General features: G+C 46.5%; 11 protein-coding genes, 1 pseudogene and 1 other annotated feature. Of the genes and pseudogenes, 4 read left to right on the top strand and 8 right to left on the bottom strand.

Annotated elements, in window-relative coordinates; translation table 11 throughout:
* Window positions 1-227: 227 nt before the first annotated feature.
* The 6 genes and pseudogenes from DXD02_RS10020 to DXD02_RS09995 form a co-directional block, all read right to left on the bottom strand.
* Window positions 228-2,645, bottom strand: a complete 2,418-nt coding sequence (locus DXD02_RS10020) for a DEAD/DEAH box helicase (protein ID WP_147399038.1) — start codon at window positions 2,643-2,645, stop codon at window positions 228-230.
* A gap of 83 nt (window positions 2,646-2,728) precedes the next feature.
* Window positions 2,729-3,322, bottom strand: a complete 594-nt coding sequence (locus tag DXD02_RS10015; protein ID WP_118666792.1) for a class I SAM-dependent methyltransferase — start codon at window positions 3,320-3,322, stop codon at window positions 2,729-2,731.
* A gap of 407 nt (window positions 3,323-3,729) precedes the next feature.
* A pseudogene (locus DXD02_RS15460) lies at window positions 3,730-4,107 on the bottom strand (transposase); the annotation flags it as partial.
* Between the two features lie 127 nt (window positions 4,108-4,234).
* Window positions 4,235-5,629, bottom strand: a complete 1,395-nt coding sequence (locus DXD02_RS10005; RefSeq protein ID WP_147397760.1) for a hypothetical protein — start codon at window positions 5,627-5,629, stop codon at window positions 4,235-4,237.
* 130 nt (window positions 5,630-5,759) lie between these two features.
* The gene (locus tag DXD02_RS10000; RefSeq protein WP_118666790.1) at window positions 5,760-9,134 is read right to left on the bottom strand and encodes a TRAP transporter large permease subunit; all 3,375 of its coding nucleotides are present in this window, start codon (window positions 9,132-9,134) and stop codon (window positions 5,760-5,762) included.
* The gene (locus DXD02_RS09995; protein ID WP_055228267.1) at window positions 9,131-9,631 is read right to left on the bottom strand and encodes a TRAP transporter small permease; all 501 of its coding nucleotides are present in this window, start codon (window positions 9,629-9,631) and stop codon (window positions 9,131-9,133) included. Before DXD02_RS09995 ends, DXD02_RS10000 begins: the two co-directional genes overlap by 4 nt.
* Window positions 9,632-9,745: 114 nt before the next feature.
* Window positions 9,746-10,018: a binding site (T-box leader), on the bottom strand.
* A 228-nt stretch (window positions 10,019-10,246) separates the two neighbouring features.
* On the opposite strand from DXD02_RS09995, the gene DXD02_RS09990 reads away from it, so the two are divergent.
* Both DXD02_RS09990 and miaB read left to right on the top strand, forming a co-directional pair.
* Window positions 10,247-11,347 carry an SLC13 family permease gene (locus DXD02_RS09990; RefSeq protein ID WP_117802302.1) on the top strand — a complete coding sequence of 367 codons (1,101 nt, stop codon included), beginning with the start codon at window positions 10,247-10,249 and terminating at the stop codon, window positions 11,345-11,347.
* A gap of 105 nt (window positions 11,348-11,452) precedes the next feature.
* Window positions 11,453-12,937 carry a tRNA (N6-isopentenyl adenosine(37)-C2)-methylthiotransferase MiaB gene (gene miaB / locus DXD02_RS09985; RefSeq protein ID WP_117761538.1) on the top strand — a complete coding sequence of 495 codons (1,485 nt, stop codon included), beginning with the start codon at window positions 11,453-11,455 and terminating at the stop codon, window positions 12,935-12,937.
* A 91-nt stretch (window positions 12,938-13,028) separates the two neighbouring features.
* Here the strand turns inward: miaB and DXD02_RS09980 are convergent, their stop codons facing one another.
* A complete protein-coding gene (locus DXD02_RS09980; RefSeq protein ID WP_118666789.1) occupies window positions 13,029-14,378 on the bottom strand; it encodes an MATE family efflux transporter in 1,350 nt (449 codons plus the stop codon).
* A gap of 133 nt (window positions 14,379-14,511) precedes the next feature.
* Between DXD02_RS09980 and DXD02_RS09975 the strand changes: the two genes are divergently transcribed.
* Window positions 14,512-15,393, top strand: coding sequence for an AraC family transcriptional regulator (locus DXD02_RS09975; protein ID WP_158580122.1), 882 nt, complete (start codon window positions 14,512-14,514; stop codon window positions 15,391-15,393).
* A 54-nt stretch (window positions 15,394-15,447) separates the two neighbouring features.
* Here DXD02_RS09975 and DXD02_RS09970 read toward each other — a convergent pair whose 3' ends face one another.
* Window positions 15,448-18,177 (bottom strand): beta-mannosidase, encoded by a 2,730-nt coding sequence (locus tag DXD02_RS09970; RefSeq protein WP_158580123.1) that lies wholly within the window; start codon window positions 18,175-18,177, stop codon window positions 15,448-15,450.
* Between the two features lie 287 nt (window positions 18,178-18,464).
* Here DXD02_RS09970 and DXD02_RS09965 point away from each other — a divergent pair, with 287 nt between their 5' ends.
* A complete protein-coding gene (locus DXD02_RS09965; protein WP_118666804.1) occupies window positions 18,465-20,252 on the top strand; it encodes an aminopeptidase P family protein in 1,788 nt (595 codons plus the stop codon).
* The last annotated feature ends 26 nt before the right edge of the window (window positions 20,253-20,278 follow it).

The following is a 20,278-nucleotide window of genomic DNA, read 5'->3' as shown; positions in this document are numbered from 1 at the left end:
TAATTTGGTCAGTATGATTATGGCATAAATGTAGTGGGATAAAAAGGTACTCGGAATTTACCGTTTACTTTCAAAAAGCTGTTCAATCAGCTTTGCTTTATCCACATAGTAAAATCCAGATTTTCAAACTTCCTGAAAATCTTCAAATTCCACCGGTAATCTCTTGTATCCTGCTATATTTACACGTACCTTTCCAAATCAAATCTCTGGGGAAGAAATTCTTTCCGCTATCTCTTCACCAGCACAGCTCCTTCCACTTTCGCATAATACTCCGCCAAATCTTCCTCCATCTGCCTTCTCACCCGCTCCCAGTCCCCTGCTTCCATCTGGCTGTACAGCGCATGATTCATCGAGATTACACTCAGATCCTTCGAATAATACAAGAACCGTTTTCTCTCAAATTTCTCAAACGGATTGGTCAGCATACTTCTCTGCATTGCTTTCTTATCCTGCAGCATCGTTTCATTATACGGGCATGTACTCCGGTCTACGGGAAGTCCCCGGGTTATTCTGTTCTGGTAAAAAGCAATATAGTCCTCCAGAATCTCCTCTATTTTTGCATCTCCAATAGAATCCACATGACGGATAAAAGCCAGCAGAAACGGCATTTTATAAGAAAGTGAATAATCTCTTTCTTCCAGGAACGCAAAAAAATCTTCTTTGATGGTCGCATCGTTATGTTCCTTAATTCCAAGCTGCTTCCGATATTTTTCCACTTCATCCGGACTGAATAAATATAATGTTTTACTTCCGAATTTGTACTGCACTTCTGGCGTTAATTTTCCGGCTCTGATCCAGCTTGTGATGGTTCCCGTATTCACAAAATATTCCCTGGCAACCTGCTCCTGGCTCAGATAATCGCCGTATTTTTCTTCAAAAGAATGGATATCCACCTCTGTAATCCGCTCAATCCGCTCTTCCATTCCATCAATCACCACCGGGTCTCCCGGCTTATAATCCATTTTTGTGATATCGCCAAACGGAACATAATAAGGATTGGCAAAAACAGAATGCATACTGCAGGGCTTGATCATGGCGCCGTACTCATCGACTACGTCAATCACAATCACATTTTTCTTGGTGTCCGTTTTCCGCAGTCCCCTTCCGACCTGCTGCAGATAAAGAACCTTGGAAAGCGTAGGCCTTGCCATCACCAGAATGCCGAGTTCCGGATAATCCCATCCCTCTGAAATCATATTGCAGGCACACAGGAAACGGATTTCCTTTTCTTTAAACGCTTTCATAACAGAACTTTGATTTTTCGTCTGTCTTGTGTAGCTGGCCGCCGAAATATTTGCCTTATTAAGGAGCTTTGCCATTTCGTTCGCATGCGCAACATTGACACAAAAAACAACACCCTGTCTCGTGCCCGCTTCGCCAGACGTAAAATACTCTGAAAGTACCTGGACAATCAGCTCATTTCTTGAAGTGACCCGGATTCTTTTCTCCAGATCCGCATTGACATAATCCCGCCCATTAAACCTTACACTGGAAAGATCAAGATTCGTTTCAATCCGGTAAACATTCGCTTTCGCGACCACTCCCTTTTCCATCGCTTCTTTTAAGGATAACGAAGTCGTATACGATCCAAACACCGTTTCCAGCTTTCTTTTATCCGGCCGCTGATCCGTCGCCGTCAGGCCTATCGTAAATTCTGTCCGATAGTATTGCACAACTCTTTTCAGCACTGGCGCAACCGCATGATGTGCTTCATCCACGACAAGATAATTGTAATAGTCTGGTGTAGTGTCCGTATAATGTCTGGCCGCGAAGGCATACGTTCGAATATCAATCTTATCTTTTAACTCTGGCAGCGAAGCCTTTATTCTTTCTTCCCAGTCCAGCAAAAGATTGACTCCCGGAACCAGAATCAGTCCACGAAACTTTTGTTTTCCTTCCGCGAATGTCCGTAAATCTTCTTCCACAATTTTCGATTTTCCCGCTGCTGTAGGCAGCACAATCAAAAATGCCTTGATACCCGCATCTCTGCGCTTTTGTATCTCCTGCAGGCTGACAGTCTGATGTTCATACAGCTCAACTTTTCTTTCAACTTTGATTCCGTCATCCACAAAATTCGAAGAATCTTTTCCAAAATACTGTTTGATATCATCCTCAATCCGACTGGCAAATTCGCAATCCTCTTTGGAAAAGCGAAATAATTTGATCCCCCACAGGGCACACGTATTTTGTTTCTTGAGCTGATTGCGATATTTTTCCTCTCCAATAATTTGCGGATGATGGTAATCAAGGCCGTTTTCTTCGATCGCATATTTCTGATCCTTTGTTCTGACAAAATAATCGAGAAAATAATTCCTTCCATTTTCATCACAGATTCCATATTCCCGCGTCAGATATCTCAGCGCATTCATTCCATAAACACTTGAAAAATTCTCTTCGAAATGAATTTCCAGCGGAGAAGCATCGGCCTGCTCGCTCCGATCTCCTGTGTTTCGTATATAACCGCCTTCCAGGACAATTCCATCTTTGGCAAGATATGAATCCAGATTTTCCCGCGCATATCCCAGAAAACGAAACACCCTTTGAAAGCGATGCATATAATCATTCTGCTTCTCCGTAATCAGCATATAGGGAAAAACCGGCTCTTTTGGCTCATGAGAGCAGATACCATCATCAATAACAACCATATCCGTCCCATTATCATAAAACCGGGAAATTCCGCCATTCGGATAACACACTTGTTCCCGAAATCTAAAATCTGCGTGTTCTGCTAGAAACCTGTCTTTTTCAATATCAGATTCAGCCACTTTTCCTTCTCCTTTCCCGGTCTTACATCATCCGTAATCCACTCTTCTTCTATTCGGATCTGCTCCACATCCTTGATAAAATCAGAAAAAGTATCCGGTGTGAAATCCGTAAAAAAACGGCCGTTTCTTTCGCCTTCAAACGTTCCATATTTAAAGGAGGTATAAATAATCCCATTAGTGTCCAACGCTGTTACCATCTTATGGAATACCATTTTTAATTCTTTTTTCGGTAAATGCAGAATCGATGAACACGCCCAGATGCCGTCATATTGATTCATCTCATCCAAATCCTGAAATATCATGTTTTTTACCGGAATACCGGTATAGGCACTGGCGTATTTGCACAGTTCTTCTGAACCGTCCAGCGCCGTAACAGCAAGACCGTTTCCCAGAAAATACTTCGTGTCTCTTCCGGAACCACACCCGAAATCCAGCACTCTCTTTCCCGGCAAAGCGTTTAAAAATTTATCCTGCATCGTCTGGAAATCTACAGAAACAGTGCCTTGTATGAAAGAAGCTGCGTTTTGGTTGTAATAAGCGATTGTTTGGTTTTCCATATTGTGATGATCTCCTTGATAGAAAATGTAAAGCATGTGCTGTGCAAAACTGTTTTCTCTTTTTTTAAACCGAAAACACTTCTTCAGACATTTTATAGATACTTACTTGTCAAGTTCATTATATGCCTTTTTGACGATCTGCGCCATCAATAATCTTCTCTGCTTCAGGAATTCAGGATACGGTAACTGCTCAAAATTCTCAGGTAATGCATTCTGAGCACAGGCAAGCCGGTATCCTTCTTCTCCTAATTTCTCTCGGTACCGGCTGACATACTCCGCCGGAGCTTCATCGGAAATATCAATGTTTGTTGTATAGTCCAAGTATGTAAAGTTTGCAATCTGGTTTCTGTCACGGTCATTATCGTACCCGATCTTTTCAAGATAATGTTTCGGAAAGATATGATGCTTGCCGCAGTGTCTGTAACCTGTTTGCCATACTGTAAAGCATCGTATATCATGTTTCGAACCGGCATTGCATAATGAATGTCTGTCTGATTTTCGATTCCAAGAAGCAGATAATACGTTTCCGATTCCTGCATAACCGCAGCTGTTTTCAATATATCCCGATATTTCTGAACCGGATCTTCTGTCATTTCGGTTATCTCTTTTGCCTCTTTTCTCTCTTTCTTTGCGCCAAACGATATGGCAATCTCTGTTGAATCAACTTCTGTCAGTTTTTCTGGATTAATAACTTTTCTTCCATTGTAGATAAGATAATTGAACGCATCTGCAAAAATGTTACTCTTTCGCATGTATGCTTTGGTAACAATATCCGGTTTTCCCATGTGCATACACCTCCTCAAAAATATTTCAGAGAAGTCTGCACCCTTCCAGTTGTTTTTCAACTTATCACGAATTGGCAGCTCTATCAAGTTGAAAATATGAACTGCGAACATCCTTCTTAAGAAGTCACTATAGCAAATTCACTACAATCCGGTCTATCCCGCGCAGCCCATACATTTTCCCCATCGCCTCCGGCTCCTGCAAGATCGACAAATCAATCCCAAACAACGAATTATACCTCCCCATCATCCGCAAATGCTCCGGATACAAAAACGCCTGTTCTTCACAGAATCTATGGCACTTCCGCACCGGCGTCTGCGCGCCGCGGCTTCCTTTAGTACATGCTGCATACAGTGGACAGTACTGTGAGGTATTGGTCTGATAAAATGGAAGATGCATACTGTTTTTCCCTTCTGGAAACTTCCTTGTACTGGTATCGCCGCAGCTCTCCCATTCATACCGTTCCATCCGAAATTCTTCTTTTAAATATTCCTGGTAAAACGCCGCATGAACGCTATTTTGTTCAAACAGCGTCCGGTTCCCCAGCTTATAGGCCATCCGTGGATCTTTTTTTCGCTTGTTGAGCAGCACGCCAAGGCAGAGAGAAAACACCGGAAGCTGAGCTGCCAGATGGGCCGTTCCCCAGTCATTTACGACAATCTCAATGGTTTTGTTCTTTTGTTCACACCATCTGGCAAGATGCTGCAGACGTGCTTGCGTTTCCGTCAGATTTTCTTCCAGCAAAAATGGAAAAGTAAGCGTAATTGAAAATGACTCCCGGCAGGCTTTGTCCATCATTACAAACAGTTCCTCTTCTTTCGGTGCCAGATGCGGGCAGAAAGCATTTCCTATATAGAGCCGATCCGGGTGAAAAACCGGCGGATCTGCAATCTGGTTTCTCCGAAAATAAGCATCAAAAAACACCGCACTTTCCATCGAAAGATACGCCTTATACCATTCCGGCCGGTCCAGTTCGAGCGCCAGCTCAATCGGCTGCCCGGATCCGGCAGCACTATTCTGCAATGCCACAAAGGTTTCCTTCGTAATTCCGGAAAACCATACTTTTTTCTGCTCTTCCAGACTTTCCAGATGAAACGCGTCCTGCTCCGCAGGATATCCTGTCATCTCTTCTGCAAGCGCGGCATCATCGTCCTCCATTTTCCAGCGGATATACTGGCTGTATTGCAGGGCAAGGTGCTGTACCGCATTTTGATAATCTTCTTGTTCCGTGGCGAAGGTATAAACAACATCAAAATCTTCCTCTTTTTCCTGCAGAAAAGTCGCATCACGAAGAAGAATCCGCTGGTAGGATGCCGTTTTCTGATCGTAAAATGCCAGTTCCCACGGTGCGTTTTTCTGCTCTGCCGTGGCCGGTGTCGCAAGACGGGTCTGAAAGCCATATTCCGAAATTGCCGTGATCCGCACTTCCTTATTGCCCCAGTATCCTGCCAGAATTCCAAACGGCAGCATGGAAATCCATGGCCATTGGCTGATTTCTTTTTCCCGTTCTTTTTTCTGTTTCATTGCTCCAACTCTCCCGTTTTCTGATACCCTCCAGTATACCTGTTTTTCTGGAAAACTCAAAGAAAAAAATCCATCCACGCCCAGAAACAGTCTCACCGGAGACCTCCAGGTCATGGATGGATTTTTATCATTATTTTGTAAACGTCTCAATCAGCTCTTTGGCATCATCATATCCCTGTCCTTCCAGTTCTTTCTGATACCACTCGTCCACGCCGTCTACTGCCTGTTTGAACGAATCGATGTCCATATCCTCATAATTGGTAATGGTAACACCATTTTCATTCTGCCAGCGGTTCATGATTTCATCATCACCGGCGCGGTTAATCTCACGCTCGTACTGTGTTGCCAGACGACCGCACTCATCGATCACTTCCTGCTGCTCCGGTGTCATACTGTCATAAATGTCTCCGTTAATACAGAAGAACAGACAATCATAAATTGCATTCCACATCGAGCAGTACGGCTGTACTTCCTGTACGCTGGCTGCATCGATAGCAGGAAGTGGATTTTCCTGGCCTTCTACGGTTTTCTGCTGCAGGGCCGTGTAGGTCTCGGACCAGTTCATGTTGGTGGCATCGGCACCCCAGCGTTTGTAGCATTCCATCAGCAGGTTGCTTCCTGCCACACGGATTTTCAGGTTTTTCATGTCATCGACGGTTTTTACTTCCTGCTTGCTGTTGGTCAGCTGACGGAAACCATTCTCGGCGATTCCCATGCAGTGCAGGCCGTACTCATCAAGGATCTCTTTCAATTTTTCGCCTGCCTCGCCGTCCAGTTTTGCATCCGCATCTTCTACGGAATCAAACAGGAACGGAAGGGATACGACGTTAAATCTCGGGTCAAAGGCAGAGTAAATCAGGTTGCTGTGCATTGAAATCTGTACCGGATCTCCATCGATCAGTGCCTGGATACCCTCGGACTGGTTTCCGTTGGTCAGCTGGTCTGCGGCATATACGTTGACTTTGATCTTGCCGCCGGTTGCTTTTTCAATCAGCTCACCGAACTTCCGGCCGCCTTCTGCCCAGGTACTGGTTTCTGTCGTGGAGCAGGTGAAGTTCCAGGTCTGCTCCGGCCAGTCGAGATCGCTTCTGTCTTCTACATCGTAGGTGCTTGCAGAAGATGTATCTTTCTTTGTAAAGGCTTCAATCAGATCTTTGGCATCGTCATAACCTGCGCTTTCCAGTTCCTTCTGATACCACTCATCCACGCCATCTACCGCCTGTTTAAAGGAATCGATGTCCATATCTTCGTATTTTGTGATCTTGACACCGTTCTCGTTCTGCCAGCGGTTCATGATCTCATCGTCACCGGCACGGTTGATCGCACGTTCGTAATCGACGGCTTTCTGTCCGGCCTCATCGACAACTTTCTGCTGTTCTGGAGTCAGATTGTTATAGATATCTCCGTTAATGCAGAAGAACAGGCAGTCATAAATCGCATTCCACATCGAGCAGTACGGCTGTACTTCCTGTACGCTGGCTGCGTCGATAGCCGGCAGCGGATTCTCCTGGCCTTCTACGGTTTTCTGCTGCAGGGCGGTGTAGGTCTCGGACCAGTTCATGTTGGTCGCATCGGCGCCCCAGCGTTTGTAGCACTCCATCAGCAGGTTACTTCCTGCTACACGGATTTTCAGGTTTTTCATATCATCGACGGTTTTTACTTCCTGCTTGCTGTTGGTCAGCTGGCGGAAACCGTTCTCGGCGATTCCCATGCAGTGCAGGCCGTACTCATCGAGGATTGCTTTTAATTTTTTGCCTGCCTCGCCGTCCAGTTTGGCATCCGCATCTTCTACCGAATCAAACAGGAACGGAAGAGATACGACGTTAAATCTCGGGTCAAACGCAGAGTAAATCAGGTTGCTGTGCATCGAAATCTGTACCGGGTCTCCGTTCATCAGTGCCTGGATTCCCTCAGACTGGTTTCCGTTGGTCAGCTGGTCTGCGGCGTATACATTGACTTTGATCTTGCCGCCGGTTGCTTTTTCCATGAGCTCGCCGAACTTGCGTCCGCCTTCTGCCCAGGTACTGTTCTCGGTGGTGGAGCAGGTAAAGTTCCAGGTCTGCTCTTCCCATCCAAGGTCACTGTAATCAGCGATATCATTGTAATCCTCATTGCCGGAGGAATTTCCTGCTGTGCTGCCATCCGAACCATCGCCACTGGAAGTATCGGAATTCGTTGCTGCAGCTACCGTTCCGGTATAAGCTCCGTCTTTTGCCAGTGCTTTTGGAAGGAACGTGGAAATCTGCGGAACATACGTAATCAGAAGCAGAACTGCTACCGATGCTGCGATCATTGGCATAACGGCTTTGGAAATCTGCTGAATGGTAACTTCCATTCCTTTTTTCAGTTTTACGGAAATGGCGACAAACAGGTTGACACCGACTGGCGGAGTTACCTGTCCGATGGCCAGGTTGACCGTTGCCACGATACCGAATGCTACCAGGTCATAGCCAAGGGCTTTGCAGACCGGAAGCATAATCGGGATGAAAATATACATGGCAGAGTTTGCATCGATAAAGCATCCTGCAATCAGGAAAATGATATTGACAATCAGAAGGAATACAAACTGGTTATGAGCAACGCTTCCAAGAAGATCCGATGCTGCCTGCGCAATACCAAACTTTGTGCAGACAAAGGAGAACAGAGAAGCACTTGCGACGATCAGCATAATTCCACCGGTTGTTTTGGCAGAATCCACCATCAGATCCCACAGATCTTTCAACTTAATCTCTTTATAGATAAAGATTCCGACAAACAGACCGTATACAACGGAAACGGCAGCTGCCTCGGTCGGGGTGAAAATACTTCCATAGATACCGCCAAGGATGATGACCGGCATTAAGAATCCCCAGAAAGCATCTTTAAAGGCGTCCCATCTTTCTTTGGCTGTTGCTTTTTTCTGGGTCGGCTGAATGTTGTGTTTCTTTGCCTCCAGAAGAACAACGATGACAAGGGCCACACCCATCAGAATACCAGGAACGATACCTGCTGTGAACATATCGGCGATGGATACGCCTGTGATGGATGCATAAACAACGAATGCAATACTCGGCGGTATGACGATCGCAATCGAACTTGATGTCGCCATCAGGGCCGTGGAAAACGGAGCAGAAAATCCGCCTCGCTCAATCATGGCAGGGATCAGAACCATACCAAGTGCTGCTACGGTTGCCGGACCGGAACCGGAAATTGCACCAAAGAAGCAGGCTACGATAACGCATACGATGGCGATACCGCCTTTTTTATGGCCGACGCAGGTGTCGACGAAACGAATCAGTCGTTTGGAAATGCCCGCTTTTGCCATAATGTTTCCGGACAATACAAAAAACGGAATGGCAAGGAGCAAAAATTTACTGATACCGGAATACATATTGGTTGCTACGATGGTCAGGGATGTACCGGAGTACAGGATCGCGCAGATCGAAGACAGACCAAGGCAGATGCCAATCGGGATACCAAGGATCAGAAAAACAAAGAATGAAAGAAAAAGAATTGCACTGATCATTTTTTCTGTCCCTCCTCTTTTGCTTTTACGAATGTATCAATCAGATATTCGATCATGTGCAGCGTCATGCAGGCTGCGCCGATCGGTACGAAAGACCAGAAAATCCATTCCGGCCAGTTTAAAACGAACGTTCTCTTTCCGTTGGCAAGCTGGGTCAGTACCTTGTCCATGCCGTATTTAAACAGAACTACGGTAAAGGCAACACTAAATGCTGTGTTGACAACCAGCAGGATTCTTCTCGCCTTCGCAGAAAGACGGTCCGGCAGCAAAGAAAGATTGACCAGTTCTCCGTCACGGGCAGCAAGCGCTGCTGCGAGAAGTGTAATCAGAACAAATACCGCAACGACAAGCTCTTCGGTAAATGACCAGGACTGATGCAGTACCTTACGGGAAAGAACGTTTCCCACCGTAAGCACAACAATCAGGATCGTGGACAGCACGAGAACCAGTTTCTCAACAAATGCCAGTCCATTCATGATTTTTTTGTACACTTTCATATGTTTCCTCCCTTTTCCCGCTGTCAGGTACAATGTTCCAGCAGGATCTATTCTTTGCCAGGCTGTATTACCGGGGTGAATTTGCAGCTGACAAACAAAAAAATCCGCCCCTCAACGAGGGACGGAACTGTTCTTTTCCCGCAACCACCCTTGTCTCTTCTTTGAAACAAGCACGAATACAACGCACAAGCATACGCGGTTTCTGTAACGGGAAACTCCCGTGAAAACCTACTGGAATTCCGGCACATAGTACGATACACGGCCGATTCGTTGGGCTTTCCTTCTCCAAGATGATTTTCAATCCAGATTCGTTGCTGTCTCGCACCTTTCCGGCAGCTCTCTGAAAACGATTTGTCTGCATTTACTTTTTCTTTTCTCAGAATTTGCTTTTACACGACAGAAGCAATTTTAACGCGATTTTTGTTGATTGTCAAGAATTGGCTGGAAAAATTTGTCGATTTTTTGAAAAACCGCATTTTTTTCGGTTTCTGACCTTTTTCTTGCATCTTTTCCATATCTTTTATATAATAATCTGCGGTATCCGAAATATGCAGCCTGATTTTTCATCTCGATCTTCCAACATCAGTCCTGCTTATTCATGAAAGGATGATTTTTATGATAAAAAAACTGATTTCCTTTTTTCAAAAAGATGCAGTGCTTACCGTCTCTTTTTTTCTTGCAGTGCTTTCCTGCTTTTTCTGTCCTCCCGGTCCACAGTATCTTGGTTATCTGGATTTTCATACTCTGATCCTGCTGTTCTGTCTGATGCTGATTGTCGCGGGCCTGCGGGAATGTGGCGTATTTGACTGGCTTGGCACCAGTCTTCTCCGGCATGTAAACTCAGAACGGATGGTTGCTCTGCTTCTGATTTCCCTGTGCTTTTTCTGCAGCATGCTGATTACCAATGATGTCGCTCTGATTACCTTTGTTCCGTTTGGCATTCTGCTTCTGCGAATGTGCCATATGGAGCAGAAAAAAATACTTCTTGTCACCTTTATGACCATGGCTGCAAACCTTGGCAGTATGTTTACTCCTATCGGCAATCCGCAGAACCTTTATCTGTATTCGCTTTCCGGACTTTCCCTTTTGCAGTTTCTGCTTATGATGCTGCCTTATACTCTGGGTGCTGCAGTTCTTTTTCTGATCTGCATTTTTCTGTTTTTCTCCGGAAAGAAAATTTCCGTTTCCCTGGAGAAAAAAGCGATTACTCATCCGCGGCAAATCGCAGTTTTTGCAGCTCTTTTTTTCTGCTGTATTCTTACGGTTGCCAAACTTCTCCCGCATAGTATTCTGCTTCTGATCACGATTGCCGGGATCTGCCTGGTGAACCGCAGCCTTTACCGCAGAGCAGACTACTCTCTTTTGTTCACTTTTGTGTTTTTCTTTCTTTTTATTGGAAACATGAAACAAATGGCCGCGCTTCGTATTTATCTGGAACAGATGATTACCGGACACGAACGGCTTCTTTCCGTCCTCACAAGCCAGATCATCAGCAATGTTCCTGCCGCCATGCTGCTTTCCGGATATACAAAAGAAATCCCGGAACTGATTGTAGGAACCAACCTCGGCGGCCTCGGGACTTTAATTGCATCTATGGCAAGCCTGATCTCCTATCGCCAGATTACGGCCGCAGACGCTTCCTGCCGCAAAAAATATATCCTGATTTTTACTGTTTTCAATCTTGTTTTTCTTGCTATTTTGTATCAGATACGCTAAAATAAAAAGAAGATCCGGCTGTACGGGTCTTTTTTCACGGCATTTTATACCGTCTCATTATTACTGTACTTAGCATTTTATATTGAAAAAGAAAGGGTTTCATTTATGAAGATAGATCTCAGAAACGTTCCGGATGCCGAGGTTTCCGGCATTGATCTTGCAAATGTTGACATTACTGTTCCGGCACCGGAGACAGAACCGCAGCGTCAGTATTACTTTATGGCACTTTTAAAACAGCAGCTCGTACCGGAGCGTGCAAAACAAAACGGAAAAGAGTATCTGACTGCCTGCATCACAACCTTCGGCTGCCAGATGAACGCCCGCGATTCCGAAAAACTGGAGGGAATTCTGGAAACCGTCGGCTACCACATTGTGGAGACCGAAGATGCCGATTTTGTTGTTTACAACACCTGTACCGTCCGTGAAAACGCAAATCTGCGTGTCTACGGTCGTCTTGGACAGCTTGGCAAGTACAAAAAGAAAAATCCGGGCATGATTATTTCCCTCTGCGGATGCATGATGCAGGAGCCGCTTGTTGTCGAAAAACTCAAAAAAAGCTACCATTTCGTCAACCTGATTTTCGGAACGCATAATATCTACCGCTTTGCCGAGTATCTTGTCCGGTGCATGACAGAGGACCGCATGGTGATTGATATCTGGAAAGATACCGACAAAATCGTGGAAAATCTCCCGGTTGACCGCAAATATCCGTTCAAGTCGGGTGTTAATATTATGTTCGGCTGCAATAACTTCTGCAGCTACTGTATCGTACCGTATGTGCGCGGCCGCGAACGCAGCCGGAAGCCGGAGGAAATCATCGCAGAGATCAAACGCCTCGTTGCAGACGGCGTTGTTGAAATCATGCTGCTTGGTCAGAATGTCAATTCCTACGGAAAGAATCTCGAGGAGCCGATGACGTTTGCACAGCTTCTGCGCAAGGCAAATCAGATTGAAGGGCTGAAACGCATCCGTTTCATGACCTCACATCCGAAGGATCTCTCGGAAGAACTGATCGATGCAATGCGCGACTGCGAGAAGGTCTGCCTCCATCTTCATCTTCCGCTCCAGTCCGGAAGCAGCCGTATCTTAAAACTGATGAACCGCCGCTATACCAAAGAGCAGTATCTTGACCTGGTAGACCGAATCCGCGCAAAAGTGCCGGATATTTCTCTGACAACAGATATTATCGTTGGTTTCCCTGGTGAGACCGAAGAAGATTTTCTGGAAACACTGGATGTGGTCCGCCGCGTTCGTTACGACAGCGCGTTTACCTTCCAGTATTCCAGAAGAACCGGAACACCGGCAGCTGCCATGGAAGACCAGATCCCGGCGGATGTTGTAAAAGACCGTTTTGACCGTCTTCTTGCCGAGGTCCAGGAAATTTCCCGTGAGGTAACCGCAAGACATCTTCATACCGTACAGGAAGTTCTGGTGGAAAGTATCAATGAGCAGGACGCTTCTCTTGTCACCGGCCGTATGAGCAACAATACGCTGGTTCATTTCCCGGGAGATGCTTCGATGATCGGAACGCTGCGGAACGTTTCCCTGGACGAATGCCGCGGCTTCTACTATATGGGAACGCTTGTTTAACCAAAAGACCCTGCCCGCACAGTTTTTCAGTCTTTGAAAAGACTATGTTACAAAGCTGTGCAGGCAGGGTTTTTATATATAACTTCTCCTTTTATCCTCTCACATCTGGAGTTTTCCCGGAGAGCCGCCTCTGATAAAAAAAGTAGGTAATCATAAGCATAACTCCAGCTCCGACCCATGCGGAAATTTCTGCGAATGCCACTCCGCGGAACGCAAGGCGCGGTGCTAAAAGCAGCACAACCATGACGCGCATGGCAACCTCCACAATCCCGGACACCATCGGCAGAACTGTTTTTCCCATTCCCTGGCAGGCGTTTCGGAAGACAAACAGCCAGCCAAGGGCGAACAGGGCAACTCCGGTAACCGGCAGAAAGATACAGGTATAGGAAATGACTGTCGCATCATTCAGCATCAGGGATGCCAGAAGCTTCGGGCAGAAAATTTCCAGTGCTGCAAAAGGAAGATTGACAAGGACAGAAAGCACGACACCTGCCCTGACTCCCTGTTTGATCCGGTCGTATTTTCCGGCTCCATAATTTTGTCCTGTAAAAGTCAGAAGTGCAAGTCCAAGTGTTATACCCGGCTGCTCGAACAGACCGCACACCTTCATACATGCAGCATAAGCTGCGACATAAGCCGTTCCCATCTGATTGACAAAAACCTGAAGGACCATACCGCCCACCGCAGTTACAGAATTCATCACAGCTACCGGCAGGCCTTTTCCAACGAGTGCGCCAAGAAGTACACCATCTGCCCTCCAGTCTGTTTTCCGCGGAAGGAGTTCTGCGGCGCGCCGGATATATACCAGACAGTAAAGGGCAGAAACTACCTGCGCCAGGACCGTTGCAAGCGCCGCTCCAAACACGCCCATGCCAAACGGAAATACAAATAGAAGATCCAGCACAATATTGACCACCGACGAAACGATCATAGAAGCCAGCGGCACTTTACTGTTTCCGACGGACCGGAGCAGCGTCATGGCAAAGTTATTAAAAATGGTAACGGTACTGCCCGCCAGAATGGTTCCAAAATAAACCAGAGTGTCTGTCATCATATCCTCCGGTGTCTGGAGAAAGACAAACAGACGGCGCATCCAAAACAGACTGCCCACCGTAATTACAATTCCAATGGCAAGGCAGATATAAACCGACATCGCAATTTCTTTCCGCAGTTTTTCAATATCATTCGCTCCAAAGGAGTGGGAAATGCAGATCCCGAGTCCTCCGGTCAGTCCCATGGCAAAGCCGAGAATCAGAAAATGCACCGAACTGGTATTTCCAACCGCCGCCAGAGCCACATCGCCAATTCCCTTTCCGACGACCATGGAATCCACAAAGCTGTAAAGCTGCTGAAAAAGATTTCCAATCAATATTGGCAGGAAAAACTGAAAAATCAGCTTCATGCTGTTGCCTTGCGTCATATCATTTGTTGTTTTTTGCATGATGATAATCTTGTAACCTTTCCTTTCTTCATTCCTTCTTGCAAATCATATAAAATCACTATATACTAAAAGAAGTTTGTTTCCATCCACAGTCAGTATGGAACATCCACTACGAAAAAAAAGTGAGACATCTATGAATAACTTATATGAATATATCGACCCCATCGCCTCTCCTTATGAGGCTTTTCTTTTTGACAGCACGCGGGACTCCCTTCCGATTCCTGCTCACTGGCACTATTATGTAGAACTTCTCTACGTTCTGAAAGGAGAAATTGAGGTTTCCCTTGATAATGTGACATCCATCGGAACGGAAGGATCTGTGATCCTTTTTCCGCCCAAATGCGTTCATTCCATCGCGCTTGCAAAGGGGTCTGTTCCGGTGCAGTATGATGTGATTAAATTTGACCCCAATCTTCTGCCCACCTGCAAGACGGATGAGCTGGATCTGCGTTCGATTCTGCACGGCATCCACACGTTCCGCTGCCCCTGTATTTTTTCTCCGGATCAGGTACAGAAAATGGACCTTTTTCCTCTTTTTTCGGATATTCTTAAGGAATACCGGGATAAAGAGCTTGGCTATTCCATGATTCTTACAGCGGATCTTCGGAAAATCATCAGCCGTTTTGTACGGAACTGGCAGAAAAGCGGGACTTCTTTTCCGTCTCCCGGCGTGCATCCTTCCTACGAAATCAGTTTTGACCTGATTTCCGAATACATTGATTCCCATTATTTTGAAGAACTGACCGTAGAGAAACTTGCCGCCATGTGCAACATGTCGCACTCCACATTTTCCATGAATTTTTACCGCCGCTACAATATGACCTGCAAAGAATATATTACGGCAACCAGAATCAATGCGGCAGAAAACATGCTGCTTTTTTCCAGTCACGATGTTTCTTTTATTGCCAGAGAAGTCGGCTATCCGGACTGCAGCTATTTCATCCGGTGTTATAAAAAAATAAAAGGAATCACACCGAAACAGGCCAGAAAAATCCAGGCAGAAAAAAATAAATAACGTTATTTTGCAGAAAAGGGCACGCATTCATTTTGCGTGCCCTTTTTCCATGCCTTATCGTTCTGCTGTCTCGTATACGCTTCGTACGCGGTATGCGCCCGATACGCCGGTTCCCTTGGCGGTAAAGTCTGCGGTCGGCAGAATACGGAAGGTCTTTGTTCCTGCTTCCATATCAACGAAGTTATCGTCCAGGCGAAGCACACCGTTTTCGGTCTCTACGCTGACAGATTTTGCGAAGTTCTCTGCCGTTACGGTTACGGTATCGCCGTCTACTGATACAGAAAGCTTCGGATCTGCAAAATGGTAATGCTTCGGTGCACAGAACAGCGTCGATCCGGAAGATACTACGTTTCCATCAACAATCAGCTCATAGGTCAGATGAACTTCCAGCGGATCCTGATCGTTGAAATCAAGATGCGGCATCCACTGTCCGCCGTAAGCCGGTGCATTCACCTCGAAAGCCCCCTCTTTGACTACGGAAGAATCCGGACGGCACAGGGACCATTTTACGGTTCCGACGATCGGCTCACCGGTCTCATTGGCAACATGAAGGTCTGCACTGACATCAATCGGATGCGGCAGTGTGTTGACAAACGGTTTCTGATCGATCTCTCCGTGCTCCTCGCAGGAAAGCAGGACTGGTGCAAACATCTTCTTCTCTGCGTACTGCAGGGCTTTCCAGTTTCCATAGTAGTCCACGCTTGCCCAGGATGCTACCGGCCAGATATCGTTCAGCTGCCATACAACAGCACCCATGCAGGTACCGCGGAAGCGGCGGAAATGCTCAACGCCGTAACGGATCGCATCGGCCTGAAGAAGCTGTGAGCAGTACAGAAGCTCGTCGAAGTTCTTCGGATACAGGTATGTCTGTGAAATGTAGTTCAGGATCTTTCCGTTGGCAGCCGTATTTCTCTGGTGCATTTCCATGACACGGGAGAAGATGTTGCGGTCGCCGTCTTCGGTAAACCGTTTTACAGTCTGCAGTGCCGGGAAGGACTGGAATCCGAACTCGGACAGGAAACGGTAATGATGGGAACGATAAGCGGTGAACGGCTCACTTCCGTGCCATACACCCCAGTAATGGGTATCGCCGACGTTCTCTGCATTGCTGTTTTCGTAATTTCCGCCTGAAGACGGGGATGACGGCCAGTAGAATTTCTCCGGATCCTCTTCTTTGACGATTTTCGGAATGATGTACTCATATAGATGGATGTAATCATACGTCTGTTTCTTAGATTTCTGCCATGCCAGCGTTTCGTACTGGGTTTCCATCTCGTTGTTTCCGCACCATAGAGCAATACTTGCATGGGAACGGAGTCTGCGCATATTCTGACGGATCTCCGCGGAGATATTCTCTTCGAAGTCATCTGTCAGCTCGTAGGATGCGCAGGCAAACATAAAGTCATGCCAGATGAGGAGTCCTCTCTCATCGCAGACATCATAGAAAAAGTCATCGAGGAAGTATCCGCCTCCCCATACACGCAAGGAGTTAAAGTTTGCCTCCTGTGCGGATTTCAGCAGCAGATCGGTACGCTCTCTCGTCTGACGGGTTAAGATATTGTCCTCCGGAATGTAGTCAGCGCCCATCGCGAAGATCTGCAGTCCGTTGATTTCATACGCAAAGTTACGGCCCTTTACGGTCTTTGCAGGTTTATCGGTAATGATGATTTTTTTCTCACCGTTGGTCATGATCATGTTGTCGCCGTCATCGTAATCCGGTGACTGGCCGGTCATATGCTCATCAAAGACTTCATCTTCCATCACGTCAGTATTTACGGTGATGGTACGAAGACCCATCTTCTTCTCCCAGGTATCCAGGATATCGTCTGCAACGAGCTCCACCTTTACCTGATACAGTGCCTGTGCACCATAGCCGTTCGGCCACCACAGCTCCGGATTTTCTACGGTAAGGGAAGCCTGTACATGATTGCTGCGAAGATCACAGGTAAGTCCGGTCAGATTCTTTGCCGGTGCAGAATTGGTCAGCGGATCCATTGTGCCGCTTTCTGCGGTCAGAACGGTTTTTCCATCCGGGGAAGTAACGGTCATTACGATCTTTACTTTACCGTCGGTTACACCCGGCATCCACTCGATTTCAGCATCTGCGGTCAGGCGGACGAAGTCAACCACATTTCCATGAACGTTTTTTCCAGTTACATGATGCTCCTGTCCTACAAATACCTGTGCCAGACGGGCAGTTTTTACTGCGAGAACAGAAGCCTCACGGAACAGTCCTGCATCTGGAAGACGCGGACCCCAGTCCCAGCCGTACATGCAGGCTGCTTTACGAATATGCGGGAATCCCGGCATTGCATCGGATGCTGCTCCAACCGGGCATTTTGCTTCTTCTTCTGCGATGAATTTTGTCGGGGAATGCAGAACCACTTTTACCTGATATACGGTATCGGCTGCATCACCTGCAACAAGATCGGTAATATCATACTCCCAGACACGGTTCATGTTGTCTGCGGAGCCGATTTTCTCTCCGTTCAGATAAACATCTGCGATGGTATCAATTCCGTCGAAGTGTAAAAACAGACGGTCCGCTTTTCTGTCTTCCTCACTGATCACGATCGTTGTCTCGTATGCGAAATCGTTCTCCATCAATTTCAGTGCATCGAGCTCATTGTCACGATAAAATGGATCCGGGATCAGGCCTTTCTCCAAAAGGGTGCCGTAAACGGTAGACGGTACCTTCGTTTCAATTGGAGTTTCCGGAATATCGTAAACATTTTTTCCGAGGACAGTTAATGTCCAGTTGTCTTTCAGACATATTGTATGCATTACAGTATGTCCCCCTTTCTTCATAGTTTCTGCTTTTTCGCGTAGTTTCGCCACGCTTTTCACTTTATTTTTATCTTACTGCTTTTTTAACCAAAATGGTACAAAAAAGCTCTTGAAAAATAGGAAAAATCTCCAAATGCGAAACGATTTTAGAAAATTTCGGAAACAGTGAGACAAATTCTCAATCATCACTTTGACAGATCTGGAAAATGTGATAGAATAAAAATGTCGGCATCCTGAAAAAAATGCCGGCAGTATTTTTCGAAAAGAAAGATGAGGAAAAAATTATGATACCAGAAAGATTAGCTGCTCTCCGCGAAAAAATGAGAGCCTACGGCGTGGACGCTTATCTGGTTCCGACCGCCGATTACCATGAATCTGAATATGTAGGAACTTACTTTAAAGCAAGAACGTATATCACAGGCTTTACCGGTTCTGCCGGAACCGCCGTTATTACCCAGGATGAAGCGTGCCTCTGGACCGACGGCCGCTACTTCGTACAGGCAGCCAAAGAGCTTGCCGGAACCGGCGTTACTTTAATGAAAATGGGCCAGGAGGGTGTTCCGACCGTAGAGGAATACCTGCAGGCAAATACAAAAGAAGGCATGACCATCGGCTTCGACGGCCGCGTTGTCAATGAGATGCTCGGTGAGACACTGGAAAAGACACTTCCGGAGCGTTTTCTCTCCTATCGAAGTGACCTGATCGGTGAAATCTGGTCCGACCGCCCAGCACTTTCTGCAGAACCGGTATGGATTCTTGATTCCAAATATACCGGCGAGTCCGCTGCTGACCGTCTTGCAAAAGTCCGCGAAAAGATGAAAGAGAACGGTGCCGAGGTGCATATCCTGACCGCACTCGACGATATCGCCTGGATGCTGAACATCCGCGGAAACGATATTCCGTGCAATCCGGTTGTCCTCTCCTACCTCATTCTGACCGAAACCGAAGGCCATCTGTTTATTCAGGAAGCAACTTTAAATGATGAAGTAAAACAGTATCTTGCCGGTCTTGGTATTTCGATTCATCCATACGATGCTGTCTATGATTTCGCTGCCGGCATCACAGGAAAAACGATTCTTCTGGAGAAAGCCAAAGTCAACTACACAATCTGCCAGAGCGTCATGGGCGAAAACACGATTGTCAATGTGATGAACCCGGCTTCCTCCTTAAAGGCATTGAAAACACCAGTTGAGATGGAAAATATCCGCAAAGCCCACGTCAAAGACGGCGTTGCTGTAACCCGTTTCGTTTACTGGTTAAAGAAAAACATCGGCAAAATCCCGATGGACGAAGTTTCCGTTGCAGAGAAACTGGAATCCTTCCGAAAAGAGCAGGAAGGCTACATTGAGCCGAGTTTCGGAACCATCTCCGCTTACGGCCCGAATGCCGCTATGTGCCATTATCAGGCAACGAAAGAAGATTTCTCCGTTCTACAGCCAAAAGGCATGTACCTCGTGGATTCCGGCGGACAGTATTATGAAGGAACAACCGATATCACAAGAACCATTGTTGTCGGACCGCTGACTGAGGAAGAAAAAGAGCATTTCACCATCACCGCGATGGGAACCCTGCGTCTTGGAAACGCAAAATTTCTCCATGGATGCATCGGCATCAATCTCGATTACCTCGCAAGACAGGCATTCTGGGAGAGAGGTCTTGACTTCAATCACGGAACCGGCCACGGCGTCGGCTATCTCTTAAATGTCCATGAGCGTCCAAACGGTTTCCGCTGGAAAATGGTTCCGGAGCGCATGGAAAATGCCGTTCTCGAGGAAGGTATGCTGACCTCCGACGAACCAGGTATCTATATTGAAGGAAGCCACGGTATCCGTACCGAGAACCTGATGCTCTGCCGCAAAGCAGAAAAGAACATGTATGGCCAGTTCATGCGCTTTGAGTTCGTTACCATGGTTCCGATCGACCTCGACGGTATCGATACGCAGTATATGACGGAGAAAGATGTCGAGCTGCTGAATAATTACCACAAAGAAGTGTATGAGAAGATTTCTCCTTATCTGGAAGGGGACGAAAAAGAGTGGCTGAAAGAAGCTACCCGCCCGATTTCCAAATAAGTTCTTTCTATAACATCAAAAAACCG

The sequence above is a fragment of the Blautia sp. TF10-30 genome (assembly GCF_003481245.1).
Classification (GTDB): Bacteria; Bacillota; Clostridia; order Lachnospirales; family Lachnospiraceae; genus Fusicatenibacter; species Fusicatenibacter saccharivorans.
This window is presented reverse-complemented; position numbering and strand designations above follow the sequence as displayed.